Raw genomic sequence first — 20,638 nt, 5'->3', positions numbered from 1 at the left:
TGATAACCCACCCCCATCCCCTCAGCCGTCACCAATGGACGCCCCTGCGCAACCAGTGGGCGCGCCAGCGGGCCGCTTATTACCAGGGGGTATTGCGTCAGGTCATATGCAAACAACGGTTGCAGAGCCATTACCGCGTGAGGATTTACCGCAACGCGGGCGTCAGATTCAGTAAAAGCGCGATCGTAGAGGGCAACAAAACCGACGTATCCCGGCCAGAACCGTCGCCCATCGCTAGCCGCGCCAATCTGGAGCGTATAGCGTTCAGACCAGTTGACCGGCAATGATGCGCGTTGCCAGTGCGCCACGAGCCATCCTGCGGTCGCCAGCCAGAGCGTTAAACCGAGCGCTGCGACCCTGGCAGGAACATGTTGCACGACGGTCAATCCCCACCCACTGATGCGATCGACTGCCGACGCCAGTGGCCCGGCCAACCCCCAACAACCCAGACCGGCGCCGGCGGCATTGGCCAGCACATCAAACAACGCTGCGGTGCGGCCAGGAATAGCCAGTTGCCCCAGCTCGATCCCCAATGCGATCAACCCGGCAACAAAGATTGAGCCGATGCGTTGACCTCGTCGTCCGGTTCCTGATCCAGCCCACAGCCAGCATAACGACACACCCAATGGCACAAACAGCGCAATGTTTTGAAGCAGATCACCCGGATGGCTTTGGCCGTTCACCAACGCCATTAATGGCCGGTCAGGCCACGCAGCAGTAAACGCAAAGGGGTACAGGGTGAGCGCCAGAATGAGGCACACTATCGGCAATGTAACAACCAAACCCCGCCGGAGCGCCTTATATCGCTGCCATGGATCAGTCGAGTGGCACATAACTGGTTGACCACGGCAAAATTGGACGCACTACGCCAGACAGATTGCCGGCCCAATCGCCGCGCGCCGAGTCGCCTTCTAGACTATCAATCACCTGAAAAGCAACTGCATCACGCTCGGCAAACTGCTTCACCGGCGGATCGAGGGTCGTCAAGGCTGCTTCGACGTAGAGTGAACCTTCAGCCAGAAAATTGCCCGGAATAGTGACGCGAGCGCAGTAATGGCCGGGAGGTCGTGGCCGCCGCCGCCATGCTGGATCGAGATCAAGCGTGGTAAATACGGCTACGTTATCTTCGTTATAGAGACGAAAATGCGGCAATAGCACATAACCGCCAGTGATGACGGTAAACTCCATCTCAATGGTCACCGGAGCACGAATATCAATGGTATCGCTGATGTCGCCATCAACATCACGCACCCGCACTGCGCGCAGATAGGCAATCTCTTTGCCCGGCGCAGTAGCTCGATCGGACCAGACTCGTTCGGCAATCGAATGAGCGCCCTTGCCAAGATAGACCCCCACTACCTGTTGCGCCGGCCCATCGGCAACGATTTTGCCTTGATTGAGCAGTATCGCGCGCTGGCACATGCGCAAAATTGACTGCATACTATGCGACACGAAGAGCACTGTGCGACCTTGCTGGCCGACATCTTGCATCTTATTAAGGCATTTCTTCTGGAAACGCGCATCACCGACAGCCAACACCTCATCGACGATCAGAATCTCTGGCTCTAGGTGAGCGGCCACGGCAAACGCCAATCGCACATACATCCCCGAAGAGTAGAACTTCACCGGCGTATCGATAAACTTCTCCACTTCGGCAAAATGGACAATAGCGTCAAAATTGTGATCAATCTCGCGCTTGCGCATGCCCAGGATCGCGCCGTTGAGATAGATATTCTCTCGCCCGGTCAACTCAGGATGAAAGCCGGTACCAACCTCGAGCAGCGAAGCCACCCGACCATACAGTTCGGCTCGCCCGCGGGTTGGCTCGGTAATCCGCGAGAGCACTTTCAATAATGTGCTCTTGCCGGCGCCATTCCGGCCAATGATGCCAACGACTTCACCCTGCTGCACATCAAACGAGACCCCATCCAGCGCCCAAAGTTCGGTTGTCGCCGATTCAGTTCTCGGTCGACGCAATCGTTCCATGATGGTATCGCGCAACGTCACATAGCCGGTAGTGCGCTGTTTTATCGCGCCGATTCGATATCGTTTGGCTAAATCATTCGCTCGAATTGCGTAGCGCATAGGCTCCATTTAAATGATGTCGGCAAACTGTCGTTCCACCGACTGAAAGTAGAGCAGACCAGAGCAAAAGATGCCAATCGCCATCAACACTGAGATCAGCATCAACAAGCTCGGCGGCTGCGTGCCGATCAGCGCCCAGCGGAAACCTTCTACGACGCCGACCATAGGATTGAGAGCGTAGATAAGCCGCCAGTAGCCTTCGATCAGATTGCTGGGATAGACAACCGGGGTAGCAAACAACCAGAGTTGCACGAGAAACGGGGTCGCGTGACGCACATCGCGGTAGCGCGCATTGATGGCCGCAAGCCAGTAGCCGACGCCAAGCGCAGTGATCATCGCCAGAAGCAGGAAAACCGGCAAGAGCAAGATCGCCGCGGTTGGCAGCCATTGATACCACACCATGAGCGCAATCAGAATGAGAAACGACAACCCAAAATCGACCACGCCTGCCAGCACGCTGGCTGTGGGAATGGCCAGTCGCGGAAAATAGACTTTACGCACAATGCTGGCGCTACCAACCAGACTGTTGGCCGCTTGCGCAACAGTGTTGGCGAAGAACTGCCAGGGCAGCAAACCGGCTATATTGAAGAGAGGGTACGGAATACCGTTGGTGTTGACCCCGGCCAGCCGACCAAAGATGATTGTAAACACGACAAGCTGCAAGACCGGCTGAATGATTGCCCAGCTTGCGCCGAGCAGTGTCTGCTTGTAGCGCACCTTCACATCGCGCCAGACCAGAAAGAAGAGCAGCTCGCGATAAGCCCATAGATCGCGCCAGTTGAAATGCCACCAGCCCTTGCGCGGCTCAATGATGGTCGGCGCAGATGCATCCGCCATCGGCGAGGCGGTAACACCGGTCAGTGATGTGCTTGAGGGTTCCAAAATGGTCATAATTCAGCATCATCCCTCACTATTCGCGCCACAGGTTCTACGCTCATTGCAGTAATGCGCACACGATTATGATGTAGAAGGGAGAGGCAACATCTATTGCCTGCACTCGCGCGCTATCGCGACCGGGCATAACACTGTAGATGCACTGAAGCGCGCAATCCCCAACCAGAGACACGAACCATCAATGTTTCCCCCCTATGTAGCATAGTGGTTTCCGGGACATTGCGCAATTACAAATTCGTCAATCGAGCATTAGACAGCAGGCAAACGCGCAGGTTGTCTCTAGCCCATGAATAGCGCCACAAATCTGGTATCATGTCGGTAGTAATCATTGTATTCCGCCTTTTAACAAAAATGAAAGGTTATTGCAGCGTATGGCATATGCAGCCCTGATTGGCGCTGAAGTGAAACGCCGTGAAGATCCACGCCTGATTCGCGGACAGGGCACCTACGTTAGCGATCTGCATCTTCCGGGGATGTTGTACGTGGCGATTGCGCGCAGCCCGTATGCCCATGCCCGCATTGTCTCCATCGACAAAGCTGCTGCGCTGACTAACCCTGACGTAGTAGCCGTGTATACCGGGGCCGATCTACTCGATCTTTGCCAGCCTTTGCCACTGGCCAGTTCCGGCGAAGGTAGCAGCGGGCCGCAACGCTACACCGGTCGCGCGCGATACGTCCTGGCGGTTGAACGTGTTCGTCACGCTGGCGAAGCCGTGGCAGCAGTCATCGCTCGTACCCCCGAAGCCGCCCTCGATGCGGCGCTGGCCTTGCCCATCGAATGGGAACCACTGCCGGCAGTGGTTGATCCACTGGCTGCTATTGCTCCCAATGCGCCAATTATCTTCGATGGCTTGCCCGACAATATCGATCATCGCCGCCGCCGCCAAAAGGGTGATGTCGAGGCAGCATTTGCCACGGCTCATCGTATCGTGCGCCAGCGTATGGTAAACCAGCGCCTGCTCGGCTTCCCAATGGAGGGACGGGCAGTAGTGGCTGCGCCCGATCCGGCCAGCGATGGCGTGACACTGTGGACGAGCACCCAGACGCCGCATCAGGTGCGTGGTGATGTTGCCCGCGTGATCGGATTGGATGAAAATCGGGTACGGGTGATAGCGCCTGATGTCGGTGGCGGTTTCGGCGTCAAGATCGGTATCTATCCCGAAGAAGCGCTACTGGCGGCGCTGGCCCGTCAGCTCGGTGTACCACTGCGCTGGGTTGAGCATCGACTCGAGCATGTTCAGGCCACGACTCACGGACGCGGACAGATTTGCGACATCGAGGCTGCGGTGACTGCTGAGGGTGAGGTAACCGCCTTGCGGATGCAAATCGTGGCCGATCTCGGCGCTTATCCTCTGGCACCCGGGTTGCCTGATCTGACCACTGCTATGGCAATTGGCGTGTACAAGATTCCCGCCGTCGATCTCGAAGCAATCTGCGTCTATACCAATACCACGCCGGTGGCTGCTTATCGCGGCGCAGGCCGCCCCGAAGCCGCGTATTATATCGAACGCCTGATGGATCTGATCGCTGCCGAGTTGGGCATGGATCCGGCAGAAGTGCGCCGGCGCAATTTCATTCCACCCGACGCCTTCCCCTACAAAACGCCAACCGGCCTGACTTACGATAGCGGCGAGTATGACCGCGCTTTGACCAAAGCGCTCACTCTTGCCAACTACGAACAGTTGCGTGCCGAACAGGTTGCCCGCCGCGCGCGCGGCGACCGAATGTTGCTCGGCATCGGTATTGCCTGCTATGTCGAAATGTGCGGATTTGGCCCTTACGAAAGCGCGCAAATTAAGGTAGAACCGAGCGGCACCGTCACCGTCACTACCGGCATCTCGCCCCACGGTCAGGGGACGGCAACAACCTTTGCTCAGATCGTAGCCGATCAGATTGGCGCCGACTTCGAGCGTATCATCGTCAAACACAGTGATACAGCAATTACGCCGATGGGCATTGGCACAATGGGATCGCGCTCGCTGGCCGTTGGAGGCGCAGCGCTGGCGCGGGCGGCCACCAAAATTCGCGACAAGGCGCGTCAGATTGCTGCCGCTATGCTTGAAGCCAGCGTAGCCGACATTGAACTGCACGAAGGTCGCTATCGTGTCCGTGGCGTCCCTGACCGGTCGCTCACCCTGACCGAGATTGCTCGCCGGGCCTATAGCAATAAACTTCCCCCAGAGCTTGATCCGGGCCTGGAGGCGGTTGATTATTTCCGCCCACCAGACCTGATCTATCCCTTCGGCGCCCACGTTGCCGTGGTCGAAGTTGATAGCGAAACGGGACAGATCCGGATCTGTGCCTACTATTCGGTTGATGACTGTGGGCCTCGAATCAACCCGTTGATTGTGACCGGACAGGTACACGGCGGTCTGGCACAGGGTATTGCGCAGGCGTTGCTCGAAGAGGTCGTCTACGATGCCAATGGTCAATTGCTCAGCGGCACCTTGATGGATTACGCCCTGCCACGCGCCGATCTCTTTCCACCATTCACGGTTGACAAGACGGAAACCCCCACCCCACTCAACCCGCTCGGAGTCAAGGGTATCGGTGAAGCGGCTACCATTGGCTCGACACCGGCAATTGCCAACGCGGTGATCGACGCACTCGCACCGTTCGGCGCGCGTCATCTCGATATTCCACTGCGCTCGGAAAAGGTTTGGAGCGCGATCCATCGTCTGTAAGCAGGAATCAGGGCGCTGTGTTGCGACTCCAGTCATCAGACCCGGCGCCCTCTTTTCTATCCTGTCCGCGGGAATCTGAATTGAGCCAGTATCGTTCACGTAAACGGAGAAGATTATGCCCGCTATGCTCCGCGAGTCACCCTATCCGATGGTGAGTATCGCCGAAGCGACGGCGATGATTATGGCGCATGCACAACCACTCGGCAGCGAAGAGGTTGATGCACTCACCGCAATAGGACGGGTGCTGGCCACCGATATACGCTCGCCGGAAGACATCCCCGATGTACCGAAATCGGCGATGGATGGCTATGCGCTCCGCGCCGGCGATGGTCTGACGCCGCGCCGGGTGGTCGGTGAATTGACCGCAGGCGGCACCCTGACCGTCGCGCTTGGCCCCAATGAAGCGACCCGGATTATGACTGGCGCACCGTTGCCACCCGGCGCCGACGCAATGATTCCGGTTGAGCTGACCGAAGAGCGAGAAGGGATGCTGTACCTCAAGCGCGAACTGAAGCCCGGCGATTACGTGCATGTGGTTGGGCAGGATATTGCCCGCGATCAGCTCGCCCTGACTGCCGGGACCACATTAGGCGCTGCTGAGATTGGCATTCTGGCAACGCTCGGGATCACACGCATTTCCGCCTACCGGCGTCCGCGGGTAGCCGTGCTGGCAACCGGTGACGAAGTGGTTGAGCCAAACGAAGTTCGTCCCGGCGGCGCTGTGCGTGATAGCAATCGCTATGCCCTGATGGCTGCCATCTGTGAAGCTGGAGGTGAACCGGTTTCACTCGGGATCGCCCGCGACGATCTCGAAGTGCAGCGACAGGCGATTTTGCGTGGCCTGGAACAGGCCGATGTGTTGATCACCAGCGGCGGTGTCAGTATGGGCACCCGCGATTTGATCAAACCTCTGCTCGCCGAACTCGGTACAGTGTATTTCGGACGCATCGCCTTCAAGCCTGGTAAACCAACAACCTTTGCCACCATCGCCGGCAAGCTTGTCTTCGGCCTGCCTGGTTTTCCCGTCTCCTCGCTCGTCTCGTTTGAAGTGTTTGTGCGCCCTGCCCTGCGCGCGCTGCAAGGTGACGCAACGCCCTTCCGGCCTCGAATTGAGGTCGTGCTGGCCGATCCGATACGACCTTCACCCGACCGGCCCGAATACCAGCGAATCATCGTTCGTTACCGCGAAGGTCGGATGGTTGCCACTACTACCGGCAGTCAGAGCAGCTCACGACTGTTGTCACTCCGCGGCGCAAACGGCTTACTGCTTGTGCCGGCTGGCGAGACGATCTACCCCGCAGGGAGTGTATTGCCGGCCATCCTCACCGGCCCGTTGATCGGCGAAGGATGAAACTGTGGAACACTATCTTGTCATGCTGTCTACGATGCAACAAGCGCCAGATCCCTGGCCCGGCCCATTGACCTACCTGGGACTGGCGCTTCTCGTCGTGGCCGCGCTTATGACGATCTACAACCGCCGTCGGAAGTAACCGGGCACGCGCATACTGTGACCTGCAAGCGTCACCGACCCATTTTATTCAGCCTGCGCAACCTGATGGCAGAAAGGGCATTCGTGATGACCGCTACATTCACCGTTACCACCAGCGCCGCCAGCTACCCGGTTGTTGTTGGCGCCGGAACGCTGAACACGCTTGCCAAACGATTGAATGAGCTTGGCCTGTACGGCACCCTCTGGCTGATCGCCGATGAGCAGCTCACGACCGTTGCTGCCCAAACAGCAGCTTCGTTGCGCGCATCGGGGTATCGCGTAGAGGTCACCACTGTCCCGTCAGGGGAACATAGCAAATCGTTTGCCGAACTTACCCGTCTCTACGACTGGATGATCGGCAATGGTATCGAGCGCCGCGATGCGGTACTGGCGCTTGGTGGCGGCGTGATCGGTGATCTGGCCGGATTTGCTGCGGCAACCATCTTGCGCGGCGTCGCGCTGGTGCAACTGCCGAGCACACTGCTGGCAATGGTCGATGCCGCTGTTGGCGGCAAGACCGGTATCAACCATCCACTGGGGAAAAACCTGATCGGCGCTTTCCACCAACCCCGCCTGGTTCTGGCCGACACCAATCTCCTGTCAACGCTGCCCCCGCGCGAATTGCGCGCCGGCTGGGCCGAAGTGATCAAACACAGCGTGATTCGGAATGCCGATTTGTTTGTCGCGCTGGAAGAACTGGCCGCCGCCCGCGGCTGGCACGCTGACAATCCTGCCGGTTGGGATGCCACAGATCACGAGTTGACTGCCCAACTAACCGCGATCATTGCCCGCGCCGTGGCCGTGAAGGTTGAAGTGGTCTCAATCGATGAATTCGAGCGTGGCGAACGGATTACGCTCAATTATGGGCATACAATCGGTCACGCTATCGAGCAACTGCTTGACTATCGCCTGCTCCACGGCGAATGCGTCGCCATCGGCATGGACGCAGCAGCGCGGATCGCAGTCGCCCTCGGTCTCTGCTCGCCGGAACTGGTCGAGCGTCAGCGGCGTCTGCTGGCTGCGTATGGTCTTTCGGTTGCAATGCCGGCAGATCTCGACCACGCCGCGATCCTGGCACTCATCACCCGCGATAAAAAGGTGCAGGCCGGCAAGGTGCGTTGGGTACTACCGACCGCAATCGGGCAGGTTGTAGTGCGCGCCGACGTACCGGCAGAAATCGTGGCCGCCGTGCTCTCTCAGGCGACAATCCACGCAGTGACGCCTGAGTAAGAAGCTATCTTGAATCATACCGGTGGCGTACAGAGTCGTTCGCTCAAGTTATTCACGTTGAGATCACTCTACCGATCGAGCCAAAGGTTCGGTGCGCGCCAGGACGATTTCACGCACAGTCGCGAAATTGTCGGGAGTACATTCCAGAAGGAACGGAGCACCTCTTTTGCGGTAGAGGATCATTTGACGCAACGTTTCATAAACTGTCACCTGCCACACTTCCTGCCAGCGAATCGTATCGCTGAAACGGGTCAATAATGCAGCTCCCATTGCTGATGGCCGTCTGCTAAAGAGCAAAAGAATCCGCGCGATCTTCATCATCAGCAACGCGCGCCCACTCAATGCCGATTGCACACCATGTTTATCAAGCCGGAACCTCTGGTTGTATCCTACCAGAGTGAAAATAATAACCGTGATCAGCAGCATTGCTCCCAAGATAGCAGCGGTAACACCCATCACCTGCAACGCTGCCCACCAGCGATCGGCAGGATCCGCGAGGATCAAGATGATTAAACCAAGCAACAAAATTGGGATCGTAAAGACAAACAGTAGCTGAGTGATAACGACGCGATTGCGGAACACTGACATGCGCGTTGTCCACTCTATAACCAGATCATCATCGGTCGTCATTGCCCACCTCACAAAAGCTATGTATCGCTATGCCATAGCGTACAAGGGCAATGTCCCAGCTACAATCGGTAAATAGCTAACAATCAGCGCACAGTTCACGACTCGAGGCGGCTGCCGCGATAGAGTGTTTGACGACATAGCAGCGATCAGCCAACTGCTAAAACCATCGCAGAGAGAAAAAATTTATGTCAAACAAATCCGACACAACCATAAAGGTCGTGCCGACACACCAATCCTGCCCTGGCAGTCTGTATGTCCGACCAGTTCCCGGTTTACACCAAACAGCAGATGTACCCTGCTACCCCATCTCCAATTCGCGACGGCTCAAAGCGCTGACGCGGCCCCAGAACACCGCCATCGCCGCAAACACAAACGGCATCAACTCAACAGTTGACATCAGCGCTACATCCTCAGCCAGCGTTGTCTCTTCATCGAGGAAGCGCAGCACGCGCTGGATTGGATTATTGCGAAACAGATTGGCAAAAAAGCGGTGTCCCGGCGTGCGACCGGCATCGAGCACATTGAGCAAGATACTATCCATCAGCGCATGCCGATTGAAGCGGGGCTGCGGATAGAACGGGTGACCGTTCTTGATCAGGCTCTCGACGATCTGCCTGGTTTGCCATTGAATGCGCTGGAAGGTATAGCCGGTTGACGGCTTACTCATCCCGCCAGCCGTGCCGATATTCAACACATGCGGACTGGGTTTCACCGGCAATGGCACATCGCTCATCGGGATCACACCATATTCGACATGGGTGATCTCGTAGCGATCAATACCCAATTGCCCGGCAATGTACCGTTGCAAACCGGCTTCATACTCCGCCTGACTGACCAGTTGCGGCGAGAAGATCGTATACTCTACCAGGGCAGTGTGGGTATCAAACGGCAAGACATAGCCAAACCGCACATCACCAACCTGTGGGATGCGAAAATCCATAAATGTGGCCGCTTCCGCATCAAATACCGGTTGTGGCGTTGTAATCACCCAACCTTTGAAGTGTTGCAACCACGAATGATAACCGGGTGGTGTAGGCTGTGGTCGATAGACACTGTTAAAGCCAAATCGCGCAGTGTAGGTCTTGCCGCCCACGACAACCGCCACCCCATCAGGTAGCTCGATAAACCGTTCGACAGTGCCCTGGATGCGGGTAATCTGTGGCCGCTGCGCCATCCACGCATCAACAAAGCGGTAGAAGTCAATCCCCTGGATCAGCTTGTACTGATACGGCGCAATCGCCAACCGCGCCGACCAGTACTCATCATGCAGCCAGAGATGATCCCACCGCCGCGAGACAACGGCTTCAAACGGGCCGCTACCCGTTTCCCAGAAACACCAGGTACGATCATTGCGTCGGGTTGAATTGGGATCTACGAGGAGAATAGAGTGGTCAGCCAGCGAACTCTGCCCAAGATGATACGCGAGACTCAAACCGGCAGCGCCAGCGCCGGCAATGATGTAATCGTAGTCCATAGACCTGCTTCTCCCTATGGCCATTTGGCCTGTCCTTTTTGCATTATAACCCGGAGTGATATACTGAAAGCGGCAAGTTTTAGCCTGATGTAAACTTGCTACTGCCTTCGCCACAAGACATTGAGAGGTTTCGTATGGGAACAACTGTGAACGCCAGCGTCCGCCTGCGTGAAGGTCTGCACTTTACCGCTGTGGCCAATTCAGGCCGCCCGATTGAACTCGATAGCCCACACGAAGGCAACACTGACCTGGCCGGGCCATCACCGATGGAGACGGTACTGATGGCGCTTGCCGGCTGCTCGGCAATGGATGTTATCAGCATCTTGCGCAAGAAGCGCCAGCCGGTAACCGGGCTTGAAGTACGCGCTCAGGGAGTGCGTGGCGATGAATATCCCAAACCATATACCGAGATCGAGCTGGTTTACCGCTGTGCTGGCGAAGTAGAGCCGGCGGCCATCGAACGCGCAATCGAGCTGTCGCGTGACCGGTACTGCCCGGTCTGGCGCATGCTGGGCGCCACAGTCAATATTCGCTATCGCTACGAGATCGTGCCGTCGCTCGATTCCTGACCTCGCATATCCTGGTTGGAACCGCGCCGACACACGCCATCCTTCTGTGCCGGATGGGTAATCCGTTGGCAGAAGCCTTGCAGCGCGACAACTTATTGTACCGGAGCATTCGTCGCGTCACTGTGCCGAAGAGACGTTGCCGGGCAACGTCTCTTCGCGCTGTTCACGGTCATGTTCACGCGCCTGTCTACGCTTGCCTGCTAAGCTACTTTCCGTAACGCAAACGCTTTGAAACTGTCAGGAGCAGACAAACAATGACCTGGATAATTGACGCTTCACACTCGACCATCACCTTCTCAGTGCGCCACATGATGATTTCAAAAGTGCGTGGCCGCTTTAGCCGCTTCGACGGCACAGTTCATTTCGATGAGCAGAACCCGACCAATTCATCGGTCAATGTGACAATCGACGCCACCAGCATCGATACCCGCGACGAGCGGCGCGACGGTCACCTGATGTCGCCCGACTTTCTTGATGTAGCTAACTACCCGACGATCACCTTCACCAGCAAGCAGGTCGAAGTGATTGATGAGGCGCATGGTCGTATCATCGGTGATCTGACCATCCGTGGCGTGACCCGCGAAGTCACGCTTGAGGTTGAATACAACGGTCAGTCAAAGTCGCCTTGGGGAACGATCAGCGCCGGCTTCAGCGCCAGCGCCACCATCAACCGCAAAGACTGGGGCTTAACCTGGAATGTCGCGCTGGAAACCGGTGGCGTTCTGGTCGGTGATGAAGTGAAGATCGAGATCGAGATCGAGATTGTCAAGCAGGTTCCGCAGGCCGAGCCGGTGACAGCCTGATCGGGCGCCGGTCATTCCTTCTCCCCAACCGGTAATTGCCTGATCAGAAATTGCTGGTATACTGAAAATGAAGCCGCGTATTGCGGCTTCATCATTGTGTTGACGAGTCAAATGAGGAGAGGTATGTCTGTCCAACCCATCATCGTCTACGGTACCAACTGGTGTCCCGACTGTCGCCGCGCCCAGCGCGTGCTCGACCAGCACGGCGCGCAGTATACCTACATCAATATTGAGCGCGATTCCGCGGCAGCGGAGTTTGTGATCAAGGTCAACAACGGCAATCAGAGCGTGCCGACGATACTCTTCCCCGACGGTTCGATCCTGGTCGAACCATCAAATCACGAACTGCAAGCCAAGCTGAGTCAGTTTGTATGAGTTAACTGTCCGCTCTCTGATGTCAAGTGAACAAAGGACGGCGAGGCGCGTCGCGAGCGCCAGGCGCCGTCCTCCTGAGCAGTATTTTGTCGGGAGCGCGCGCAGCCTCGATCTGCCGGGAGCATCCGCCTGCGCGCTCCCGCGCCTGACAACCACCATCAGGGCAGGGGATGATTGCCCAACCCCGCTATCCGACCTCAAGCCTGTACGTTGCTCCGTTTCACCGTCTGCGTACTGTATGTACTCTCAAAAATCTTATCGGCATTACCGGCCTCAAATCCCTCGCGACGATGCTCACGGCGCAGCTCGTGGGGCGGTAGATGGGCAAATTCGTCTAACGGACGCCGTTCGGCAAACTCAACATACGAGCCGGAGATTTGATGGCGTTCACCGTCGGCAAACTCAGCCCAAATCATCTCGGCAACGGTGCTCGACTGTAACAGCTTTCCATCGGGACTGATCTTGATCTTCCCGCCTGCATCGTTGAGCTTGAAACCCCGTCGCTCGAGGAAATGATTAAAATCGGCAATCGTATTGTAGCCAGGCGGCAAATTGTGTACCGTAATGGTGAAATGGTTGAGGTAGTAGCGGTTATAAATCACCCAGGCGGCATACTCACTCTCAGCGGCCAACCGCTGATAGTCGGCCCAGGTCGGCAGGCGCCAGAGCGGTCGGTGCAGGAAATCATCCACCTGCGCAGCATCATCCAGATCAAGCGTATCAACCGGGTCTGACGTTACTTCATCGGTGTAGCTATGAATAATTGCCGCCGCCTCCGCCGAGAGATCGTGAACTCGCAATTCCGAAATAAAGATCCGTGGAAGATCAGGTCGTGGCGGATGGTACCAGAAGGCATCTAGCTTCTTAACCGGAAAGTGGTAGCGGTCGCGGCGTTCGTAGCCGTAATGCAGAAAGATCTTTTCGAGTGAACGAATACCCAGATGCGGCACCCCCATCGTGCGGAAGGCGATATGATCATTTTCGATCTGTTTGGGATCGGTGATGATCCCTTCAGCGATCATCGCCTGAGCAATCGCAGTGACATCGGGCACTCGTTCGCGGTAGCGGCGCATCAAACCGTCGAGCACCTGCTCGAAGATAGCAATCCGATCGGTGGTTGGCGTGTTCATAACTCCTCACGTCTGCGACTTACCACACCTGTGTGGTAGTACGATTGTAGACGTATCTTACCCGCTATCAACCATGCAGGGGATCCGTCAGAAGTCGCACTCAAGCCACCGTTACTGTCGAATAGATGAATGGCAACCAGACCCGCACCTCAGTGCCGTGACCCGGTTGCGAGATGATGGTCACCTGCCCATCGAGAGCTGCCGCTCGCTCACGCATCTGCCGCAATCCCAGATGGCCAGCCGGCGGCTCTTCACCTGGATTGAAACCAATGCCGTCATCACGCACATGAATGATCAATCCCTGATCGCGCACTCCCAGCTGTACCCACACCCGTCGCGCCTGCGCATGCTTGGCCACGTTATTCAATGCCTCTTGCACAAATCGAAACGCCGCCAGTTCGAGCACCGGCGGGAGATCAGGCGGAAGATCGGCCAGGTCAATTTCAGCATCCCAATCGTGCTGTTCGGCAAACTCAGCCACAAACCGGCGCAAGGCGCCGGCAAATCCCAACTGACCGATTTCAATCGGACGCAGAGCAAAGATGGCGCGGCGCAACTCTTCGATTTGCGCGCGAAGGTTGGCCTTGAAAGTAGCAAATTCGGCGCGCAACCGCTCCGGATCTTCTCGCAACCAATCTTCCCACAGATCGATCCGCAACCGCATGAATGCCAGCGACTGCGCTACCCCATCGTGCAGATCGCGCGCAATCCGGGTGCGCTCGGCGCTAATCGCCCGTTCAACTGCCGCTATGCTGGCGATCACCCGATCGCGACGACGACTATTCATAACCGCCTCGGCCAGTTCGCTGGCAACGGTCGCGAGCAAAGGCCGGCGCGCCTCTTGCCAGACCGCATCCCCTTCTTTGAGCAACGCCTCGATCCAGCCGATAGGCTGCGCATCGCGTTCCGCCAATGGCAAGACCAGACAGGCAGCCCATCCACATACCTGTTTCGGGTAGAGCACCTCCGGCTGAGTTGGGGACAGCGACATTGCGCGCAAGCCAAACGCTGCCCGTGCCCGCTCAAGGGCTGTGGAATCTATACCGGTGACCCGCGCCGTGTACGGCTGGCCCTGCTCATCGGTCAACACAATCGTTGCTGCAGCGGCGTTCACCAGGCGGGCCGGCAGGGTAATCGCATAATCCAGCACTTCATCGAGCGTGGCGCTTGAGGCTACGCGCTGGTTAATCTCGTACAGCAGCTCAAGCCGTTCGTTGCTCTCGCGCAACGCTTCCAGCATACGCTCTTCGTTTGAGATGCGTTCCCGCTCCTGGTGGATCGCCCAGCTCAACACGATCCAGATTGCGATAAAGGCAAGCAACCCCCACACAATCGGATCAACCGCGCGTCCAGCCGGCGTCTCCATGGCCGCATCGAAGATAATGCCTTCGACCAACCGTGTCAGCGCAAACAGTAATCCTACGACCGCCGCAAACGGCCAGCGCAAACGCATCAGCAATTCAATCGCATTCCGCGGAGTTGCTTTCATAGCCGGTTCACGAGTGTCCGTTCAAACGCCCGATAATGCAGGGGCAACGCCTGTTCGAGATGGCGATCGGCCACTGCCCAGGTGTGCGCGCCATCAGGCAATGCCGCTACCGGCGCGGCATTGGCAATCCCTAGTGTGGCCAGCGCGCGCAACAAATACTCACCACGATAAAAATTTGACCCCCACGGTTCGATATGTTCTGGCCCGTACTGGATCATCCACGTGATCCGCCGCAACGCCGCGCGGTCGGCCTGCAACAAGAGACAGATCGGGTTATGTTCTCGCATGCGATCAGGGTGGCGTGGACGACCAAGCGCCGGATCGAACATCGCCGCATTCAGTAGCGTATCGGAGCGGCGCGCTATGCGCCCGCCATCGCTGGCATAGGGAAAAGAGCCGTCGTAAGCGCTCACGCTCACAAACAGATCGGGGCGCAGCGCCACCGCTTTGACTGCCATATAGCCGCCGAGTGAAAAGCCAGTGATCGCCCGCGCTGCCGGATGAGCGCCGAATTCGCGTTCCATGAGCGGCAACACCTCATCGAAGAAAAGTGTGGCGAAACGACCATGACCGATACCAGGCGCATCGACCAGATGAGGCGCGACAAAATCGGCCAGCAAGCCGGGAATGCGATTGTCGGCGCTGGCCAGACCAGGCATGGCCAGCAAAAGCGGCCCGATCTCGCCTCGCGCGCGTACCCGTTCGTAGACATCAATTGCGCTACCGATTCGGCTATCGTCTTCGCGCCGGTTCACCCACTCGCGCTCGTGACCGCGCAGCAGATAGACAACCGGCAGCGGCGGCCCACCAGGCTGATATTCCGGCGGCGTGTAGACATACATCCGCCCATTGACACCTAACGCTGCGCTCGGCCATTCAATCAGGCGAGCGCGAGGATCAATCTCCATTCCCCTGCTCCGGTGGCACACTCAGTAACTGATCGAGAAGTTGCCTATCGCTACGAACTGGTCGGTGTGACAACGGTGGTGGCAGCTCAGAGACCGGTTCAAGCGGCGATACTGACGTTGAGGTCGGTAATGGCGGCTCAGGGGCAAAACGTGGGGCCGGCGACAACGCTTCAGTTGCCTCCGTCCGATCCTGACGTGTTTTGCCCGCCTGCCATTGTTTAACTACGACCGCCACTACACCGGCCAGCGCCGGCAACAATGACAGCCAGGCCACCACTCGAAATAACGCACCGTGAGGTGTGTCAGGATTGAGCAACGCGATCACTGCTGCCGCCACTGCCAGCATCAGGCCGCCACCCCACAAGCGGCGAAACCAGCCTGCATCTCGCCAGAAGAGCGTCAAACCGGTCACGATAGTCAACAGGGTGACGAGAGCCAGGATTGGCCCAATACCGGCCAGCGGCCATACAGCCAGGCTGAAACCACCGAGAAAAAAGACCAGACAGCCGAACGTCCGCTCCGGCCCGCGCAAGAGCACCCGTAATAATCGACCGATCCCACGCATAACCACATCACCTCATACATTTCAGTATACCATTCTCGCCAGAGTGAAACTGTGGCCAATTGCTGATCAAAAACGGCAGCGCGATGTGAATTCGCGCTGCCAGATCACCAACACTGGCTTTCAGAGGGAGAAAACTAAGCCTCAGCAATCGCCTGGCGCGATCGCGCCTGCTCGCGCAAAATAAACTTCTGGATCTTGCCGGTTGAGGTCTTCGGGAGCGGCCCAAAGGTAAACTTCTTTGGAATCTTGTATCCGGCCAAAAATTGCCGGCAATGCTGCTGCAATTCCTCTTCAGTCACCGTTGCGCCTTCTCGCAACTCGATAAACGCATGCGGCACTTCACCCCATTTCGGATCGGGTGCTGCCACCACTGCCGCCAGCATCACAGCCGGATGCTTGTACAACGCATCCTCAACTTCAATCGACGAAATATTCTCGCCGCCGGAAATGATAATATCCTTGGCCCGGTCGGTAATTTTGATGTAACCATCGGGATGCACAACGGCCAGATCGCCCGAATGAAACCATCCGCCGCTGAACGCCGCCTCGGTCGCTGCCGGATTTTTCAGATACCCCTTCATCACAATATTGCCGCGGAACATCACCTCACCCATCGTCTGACCATCCCACGGCACCGGCTGCATTGTCACCGGATCGAGCACGCCGATCGCCTCTTCGGCGTGATAGTTAACCCCCTGTCGGCCATTGAGTCGGGCCTGTTCTTCGATCGGCAAACTTCCCCACTCCGGCTGTTTAGCGCACACCGCTGCCGGGCCATAGGTTTCAGTCAAACCGTACACATGGGTAATGTCAAAACCAATCTCAGCCATTGTCTGCAACAAAGCCACTGGCGGCGGCGCCGCTGCAATGAGGCCACTCACTTTGTGCGTGCCCTGACCGGCGCGCCAGTGCGCCGGGGCATTGCTCGCGATCAACGAATGCACAATCGGCGCGCCACAGTAGTGAGTGACGCGATACTGCTCAATTGCCTGCCAGATCAAACCGGAATCGACCTTGCGCAGACAGATATTAACCCCCGCATTAGCCGCCATCGTCCAGGGGAAGCACCAGCCATTGCAATGAAACATCGGCAGCGTCCACAGGTAAACGGCGTGATGCGGCATACCCCATGACACAATATTCGAGAGCGCATTCAGATAAGCGCCGCGATGATGGTAGACCACGCCTTTCGGATTGGCCGTCGTCCCTGACGTGTAATTCAGCGTGATCGCATCCCACTCGTCAGCAGGATAGATCAGCTCAAAAGCAGGATCGCCTCCAGCGATGAAATCCTCATAATTAATCTCGCCAATCCGGTCGCCGGGGCCGGTATATTCGGGATCATCGACATCGATCACCAGTAACGAACGCTCCAGCCGGTTAAGCGCTGCCTGCACTACCGGCGCAAACTCACGGTCGCTCAGCAAAACTTTTGCCTCGCCGTGATCGAGAATAAAAGCAATCGTCGCCGCATCAAGGCGAACATTAATCGTATTCAGCACTGCTCCGGCGCCGGGAACGCCAAAATGGCATTCATACATCTCCGGCGTATTGCTCAGTACTACCGCTACAGTGTCGCCGCGCCCCACACCGGCAGCGCGCAACGCCGACGCCAACCGCCGCGCGCGTTCGTAAACCTGCGCCCAGGTATAACGTCGATTGCCATGAACAACTGCCGGCAATTGCGGATATACCGTTGCGGTGCGCTTGAGAAACGACAGCGGCGTTAACGGCACATAATTCGCTGCTGTTTTCTCCAATCCTGTGTCGTACAAGCCGGTCATTGCCTCCTCCTGGGCTCATCGCCAGACGCATCCACGCGACCCATCGCGCTTGCGATCACACTATGTCAGTTTAGATCCACGTGATATGTATAGTATCTCCTATCAGGTATGCTTATGCAAGCGGAACCGGTCATCTGATTGGAGGCGACAGAGTCTATGCGCATCAATTAACACATTTCTATCGTAAGACCGATTGACAGTCTGGACAAACGGACTATACTACTATCACAGGATACGGGGATGCTCTGGTTTCGACAGGGAGTGAACACCGTAGACTGCAGGCCGTGTCGCCCAGTCACGTAAAAGGGGCAAGGCAACAACTGCCAACAACAACGCTCGGGTTCAGCCTCGGCTGGCCCTCGCTGCCTAAGATTGGCAGCGCGCTCACCGCAGCTCCCCCGATGGTTGCGGAACGAGCGTCGCAAGTCGGGTGCTCCGGTAGCGCTTGCCTGAGCGCTATCGGCTAAGATAACAGGCTGGCTCACCGGTCGCTCTGCCACTCGCGCGACCGCGAGCGAGAGAAAGCGAGGGGCTAAACCTGTAGATGTCTGCGGTCTAGCTTTCTGGACGGGGGTTCGACTCCCCCCATCTCCACCACTTCACACCGCGTCAGGCTGCAAGCCTGGCGCGGTCATCGTTTTAGCGGCAGATTTTTCTATTTTCCCCCATTTTTGTGACCGTACATGTCACAATCGTCTGCTACGCTGTACGTAGCAACTTCGGACGACAACATGTCATAAATATTAGATATGGGCATCGGCGCTCCCATCCACTATAGTAGTGCTTACAAACAACTGCGCCACTGCCAACTATACATCCACACATCCACGCGAAGGAGCTGGTATGGCTGCATCACCGTCTGTTTCCAACCCAGTTCACCCTCACCCTCTGGCGACGCACTGGCTTGGGCGCAATCTTCTGCGCGCGCCAGAACTCATCCCATTGTTGTTCGGGATAGGGTGGTTCGCAATCGATCCGCTCACTCTACTTACCACTTCGCTGCTCGTAGGGATTATTTTGTACCTTTGCATCCGCTGTCTCTTCCTGGGGCGAGCCAGGAAATATCTTTCCAATTGTCGCTATCACGATGCTACTGCGTATGCCCGTATCGCCGCGCTACCCAATCCTTACTGTGCTATGGCGCGCTGGATATTAGGGCTAAGCGCGTTGCAACGCAATCGCCCGCAACTGGCGATCACCTATCTGCGTCGCGCCTGCCAGCTCGATCCATTCCATCCCGAATTCCAGGCGGCACTCGCCGCTGCGTTCGTCCTGGCCGAACAGCCTGAGGCGGTCATTCAACACGCTCGATATGCAAAGTATCTCCAGGAAACAAACCCTACTGCTGAAACTGTCTTAAACGAAAGTACGCCTATGCATATGCAAGAGCAGGTCAAAGCCCATTTGCAAGTCGCCATTGCCCATGCGCGCAAACCATTCGACCGCGTTATTCTCTACTGCGCGTTAGCTCACCATCTGATCGAAGTCGGGCAACGTGACGAAGCCATTACGTATCTGGCCCAGGCGTTACGGCTCGCTTATGCCTGCCCACCCAACCGTCGCGGTCTGCTTCACTACCGGCTAGGTGTGTTATTCTGGCACTGTGGCGAGCGCGAGATGGCGCAGGCCCAATTTCGCGCCAGCCTGAAAATAGATCCGCAAGGCTCATACGCCGCCAGCGCATGGCGGTCAGCATCGTTAGCGCATTCAGAGCGTGATCCGGCAACTGAACTTATCCTGGAATTAGGTGAAAAACAGGCAGTGGAATGCTATATGAAAGAACAGCAGTAAGGTATGTCGCCGCGGTCTAACCGAAAGGAGTACATGCTTCCCATAGGCCACATCAGAAGATACGACACCCTTTTTCTGGTTGTATCGTGTTTGACAGTGCCAGGTATTGACAAGATTCGCGGCGCTTGTCTGCCTCTGACTTAGCAATGGAACGCTATACCATACTAACCGCTTGCTTGCGCCCTATGGCGCCCGGTAACGTTTGTTGTCGATTGACATGCTGACAGCGATGGGCTTGCCTCAGGGGGAGAACCGGCGCGAACAGTGATAATGCCCACCCGCCGGTTCGCCCCATCCGCCCCAATCCATCCAACCGTCCATCCAACCGCGCTCGCGCCGGTCTTTCCCCGCCAGCGCAGCACCCTCCGCCGCTCTGACCGCAGGTTTTGACACTCTTTAAGAAAAGCGACGGTGCCACTCGATACCACCACCGGTTCGCCCTATCACTGCCAGCGCGGGTTTTGCGCCTTGATCAAAAAGCGCCGCCGCCAATTATTCCACCGTCAGCGCGAGTTTTGCGCCTCTATAAAAAAAGCGCTGATGCTGTTCCATTCCCCCGCCAGCGCAGCCCCCTCCGCCGCTCTGACCGCAGGTTTTGACACTCTATGAAAAAAGCGACAACGCTAACCATATTCCCGCCGGTTCGCCCCATCCGCCCCAATCCATCCAACCGTCCATCCAACCGCGCTCGCGCCGGTCTTTCCCCGCCAGCGCAGCCCCCCCTCCGCCGCCAGCGCC

Annotated in this window: 18 protein-coding genes and 1 other RNA gene; 9 read left to right on the top strand and 10 right to left on the bottom strand. The window is 57.2% G+C overall.

Annotated elements, in window-relative coordinates; all coding sequences use genetic code 11:
* The 3 genes from Q0650_RS12845 to Q0650_RS12835 all read right to left on the bottom strand — a co-directional run.
* On the bottom strand, window positions 1–782 hold a 782-nt coding region (locus Q0650_RS12845; RefSeq protein WP_298819566.1), incomplete at its 3' end, for a VanZ family protein.
* Window positions 783–816: 34 nt separating this feature from the next.
* Window positions 817–2,085, bottom strand: coding sequence for an ABC transporter ATP-binding protein (locus Q0650_RS12840; RefSeq protein WP_298819564.1), 1,269 nt, complete (start codon window positions 2,083–2,085; stop codon window positions 817–819).
* A 9-nt stretch (window positions 2,086–2,094) separates the two neighbouring features.
* Window positions 2,095–2,976 carry an ABC transporter permease gene (locus tag Q0650_RS12835; protein WP_298819559.1) on the bottom strand — a complete coding sequence of 294 codons (882 nt, stop codon included), beginning with the start codon at window positions 2,974–2,976 and terminating at the stop codon, window positions 2,095–2,097.
* Between the two features lie 374 nt (window positions 2,977–3,350).
* On the opposite strand from Q0650_RS12835, the gene Q0650_RS12830 reads away from it, so the two are divergent.
* The 4 genes from Q0650_RS12830 (at window position 3,351) to aroB (ending at window position 8,382) form a co-directional block, all read left to right on the top strand.
* Window positions 3,351–5,663: a xanthine dehydrogenase family protein molybdopterin-binding subunit gene (locus Q0650_RS12830; protein ID WP_298819557.1), complete on the top strand. Its 2,313-nt coding sequence runs from the start codon at window positions 3,351–3,353 to the stop codon at window positions 5,661–5,663.
* A 115-nt stretch (window positions 5,664–5,778) separates the two neighbouring features.
* On the top strand, window positions 5,779–7,014 hold the full coding sequence (gene glp / locus Q0650_RS12825) for a gephyrin-like molybdotransferase Glp (protein WP_298819555.1): 1,236 nt from the start codon (window positions 5,779–5,781) through the stop codon (window positions 7,012–7,014).
* A gap of 4 nt (window positions 7,015–7,018) precedes the next feature.
* Window positions 7,019–7,153, top strand: a complete 135-nt coding sequence (locus Q0650_RS12820) for a hypothetical protein (RefSeq protein WP_298819553.1) — start codon at window positions 7,019–7,021, stop codon at window positions 7,151–7,153.
* A gap of 86 nt (window positions 7,154–7,239) precedes the next feature.
* On the top strand, window positions 7,240–8,382 hold the full coding sequence (gene aroB / locus Q0650_RS12815) for a 3-dehydroquinate synthase (RefSeq protein ID WP_298819551.1): 1,143 nt from the start codon (window positions 7,240–7,242) through the stop codon (window positions 8,380–8,382).
* Between the two features lie 63 nt (window positions 8,383–8,445).
* On the opposite strand, the gene Q0650_RS12810 is transcribed toward aroB, so the two are convergent.
* Together Q0650_RS12810 and Q0650_RS12805 are read right to left on the bottom strand one after the other, a co-directional pair.
* Complete coding sequence (locus Q0650_RS12810) at window positions 8,446–9,012, bottom strand: hypothetical protein (protein WP_298819550.1); 567 nt, start codon at window positions 9,010–9,012, stop codon at window positions 8,446–8,448.
* Between the two features lie 298 nt (window positions 9,013–9,310).
* Window positions 9,311–10,486: a lycopene cyclase family protein gene (locus Q0650_RS12805; RefSeq protein WP_298819548.1), complete on the bottom strand. Its 1,176-nt coding sequence runs from the start codon at window positions 10,484–10,486 to the stop codon at window positions 9,311–9,313.
* Between the two features lie 134 nt (window positions 10,487–10,620).
* Between Q0650_RS12805 and Q0650_RS12800 the strand changes: the two genes are divergently transcribed.
* The 3 genes from Q0650_RS12800 (at window position 10,621) to Q0650_RS12790 (ending at window position 12,233) form a co-directional block, all read left to right on the top strand.
* Complete coding sequence (locus Q0650_RS12800) at window positions 10,621–11,055, top strand: OsmC family protein (RefSeq protein WP_298819546.1); 435 nt, start codon at window positions 10,621–10,623, stop codon at window positions 11,053–11,055.
* 254 nt (window positions 11,056–11,309) lie between these two features.
* The gene (locus Q0650_RS12795; protein WP_298819544.1) at window positions 11,310–11,858 is read left to right on the top strand and encodes a YceI family protein; all 549 of its coding nucleotides are present in this window, start codon (window positions 11,310–11,312) and stop codon (window positions 11,856–11,858) included.
* Between the two features lie 123 nt (window positions 11,859–11,981).
* Window positions 11,982–12,233, top strand: a complete 252-nt coding sequence (locus Q0650_RS12790) for a mycoredoxin (RefSeq protein WP_298819541.1) — start codon at window positions 11,982–11,984, stop codon at window positions 12,231–12,233.
* 197 nt (window positions 12,234–12,430) lie between these two features.
* Here the strand turns inward: Q0650_RS12790 and Q0650_RS12785 are convergent, their stop codons facing one another.
* The 5 genes from Q0650_RS12785 to Q0650_RS12765 form a co-directional block, all read right to left on the bottom strand.
* Entirely contained in the window at window positions 12,431–13,363 is a 933-nt protein-coding gene (locus tag Q0650_RS12785) for a DUF1338 domain-containing protein (protein ID WP_298819539.1), read from the bottom strand.
* A gap of 100 nt (window positions 13,364–13,463) precedes the next feature.
* Entirely contained in the window at window positions 13,464–14,852 is a 1,389-nt protein-coding gene (locus Q0650_RS12780; protein WP_298819537.1) for a sensor histidine kinase, read from the bottom strand.
* On the bottom strand, window positions 14,849–15,760 hold the full coding sequence (locus Q0650_RS12775; protein WP_298819535.1) for an esterase family protein: 912 nt from the start codon (window positions 15,758–15,760) through the stop codon (window positions 14,849–14,851). Before Q0650_RS12775 ends, Q0650_RS12780 begins: the two co-directional genes overlap by 4 nt.
* Complete coding sequence (locus Q0650_RS12770; RefSeq protein ID WP_298819533.1) at window positions 15,750–16,325, bottom strand: hypothetical protein; 576 nt, start codon at window positions 16,323–16,325, stop codon at window positions 15,750–15,752. The genes Q0650_RS12775 and Q0650_RS12770 overlap by 11 nt, the downstream gene beginning before the upstream one ends.
* Window positions 16,326–16,459: 134 nt before the next feature.
* The gene (locus Q0650_RS12765; protein ID WP_298819531.1) at window positions 16,460–18,109 is read right to left on the bottom strand and encodes an acyl-CoA synthetase; all 1,650 of its coding nucleotides are present in this window, start codon (window positions 18,107–18,109) and stop codon (window positions 16,460–16,462) included.
* 236 nt (window positions 18,110–18,345) lie between these two features.
* Between Q0650_RS12765 and ssrA the strand changes: the two genes are divergently transcribed.
* Window positions 18,346–18,706: a transfer-messenger RNA gene (gene ssrA, locus Q0650_RS12760) on the top strand.
* Between the two features lie 246 nt (window positions 18,707–18,952).
* Window positions 18,953–19,900, top strand: a complete 948-nt coding sequence (locus Q0650_RS12755; RefSeq protein ID WP_298819529.1) for a tetratricopeptide repeat protein — start codon at window positions 18,953–18,955, stop codon at window positions 19,898–19,900.
* Window positions 19,901–20,638: the final 738 nt, after the last annotated feature.

Source organism: uncultured Chloroflexus sp. (genome assembly GCF_937129525.1).
Lineage (GTDB): Bacteria > Chloroflexota > Chloroflexia > Chloroflexales > Chloroflexaceae > Chloroflexus.
Note: the sequence above shows the minus strand (reverse complement) of the source record. Positions and strands in the feature narration are given on the sequence as shown.

Excerpts from the sequence above, each read along its gene's own strand:
- Q0650_RS12840 (WP_298819564.1), bottom strand. The coding sequence starts at position 2,085 with ATGCGCTACGCAATTCGAGCGAATGATTTAGCCAAACGATATCGAATC.
- Q0650_RS12835 (WP_298819559.1), bottom strand. The coding sequence starts at position 2,976 with ATGACCATTTTGGAACCCTCAAGCACATCACTGACCGGTGTTACCGCC.
- Q0650_RS12830 (WP_298819557.1), top strand. The coding sequence starts at position 3,351 with ATGGCATATGCAGCCCTGATTGGCGCTGAAGTGAAACGCCGTGAAGAT.
- glp (WP_298819555.1), top strand. The coding sequence starts at position 5,779 with ATGCCCGCTATGCTCCGCGAGTCACCCTATCCGATGGTGAGTATCGCC.
- aroB (WP_298819551.1), top strand. The coding sequence starts at position 7,240 with ATGACCGCTACATTCACCGTTACCACCAGCGCCGCCAGCTACCCGGTT.
- Q0650_RS12810 (WP_298819550.1), bottom strand. The coding sequence starts at position 9,012 with ATGACGACCGATGATGATCTGGTTATAGAGTGGACAACGCGCATGTCA.
- Q0650_RS12805 (WP_298819548.1), bottom strand. The coding sequence starts at position 10,486 with ATGGACTACGATTACATCATTGCCGGCGCTGGCGCTGCCGGTTTGAGT.
- Q0650_RS12800 (WP_298819546.1), top strand. The coding sequence starts at position 10,621 with ATGGGAACAACTGTGAACGCCAGCGTCCGCCTGCGTGAAGGTCTGCAC.
- Q0650_RS12795 (WP_298819544.1), top strand. The coding sequence starts at position 11,310 with ATGACCTGGATAATTGACGCTTCACACTCGACCATCACCTTCTCAGTG.
- Q0650_RS12790 (WP_298819541.1), top strand. The coding sequence starts at position 11,982 with ATGTCTGTCCAACCCATCATCGTCTACGGTACCAACTGGTGTCCCGAC.
- Q0650_RS12785 (WP_298819539.1), bottom strand. The coding sequence starts at position 13,363 with ATGAACACGCCAACCACCGATCGGATTGCTATCTTCGAGCAGGTGCTC.
- Q0650_RS12780 (WP_298819537.1), bottom strand. The coding sequence starts at position 14,852 with ATGAAAGCAACTCCGCGGAATGCGATTGAATTGCTGATGCGTTTGCGC.
- Q0650_RS12775 (WP_298819535.1), bottom strand. The coding sequence starts at position 15,760 with ATGGAGATTGATCCTCGCGCTCGCCTGATTGAATGGCCGAGCGCAGCG.
- Q0650_RS12770 (WP_298819533.1), bottom strand. The coding sequence starts at position 16,325 with ATGCGTGGGATCGGTCGATTATTACGGGTGCTCTTGCGCGGGCCGGAG.
- Q0650_RS12765 (WP_298819531.1), bottom strand. The coding sequence starts at position 18,109 with ATGACCGGCTTGTACGACACAGGATTGGAGAAAACAGCAGCGAATTAT.
- Q0650_RS12755 (WP_298819529.1), top strand. The coding sequence starts at position 18,953 with ATGGCTGCATCACCGTCTGTTTCCAACCCAGTTCACCCTCACCCTCTG.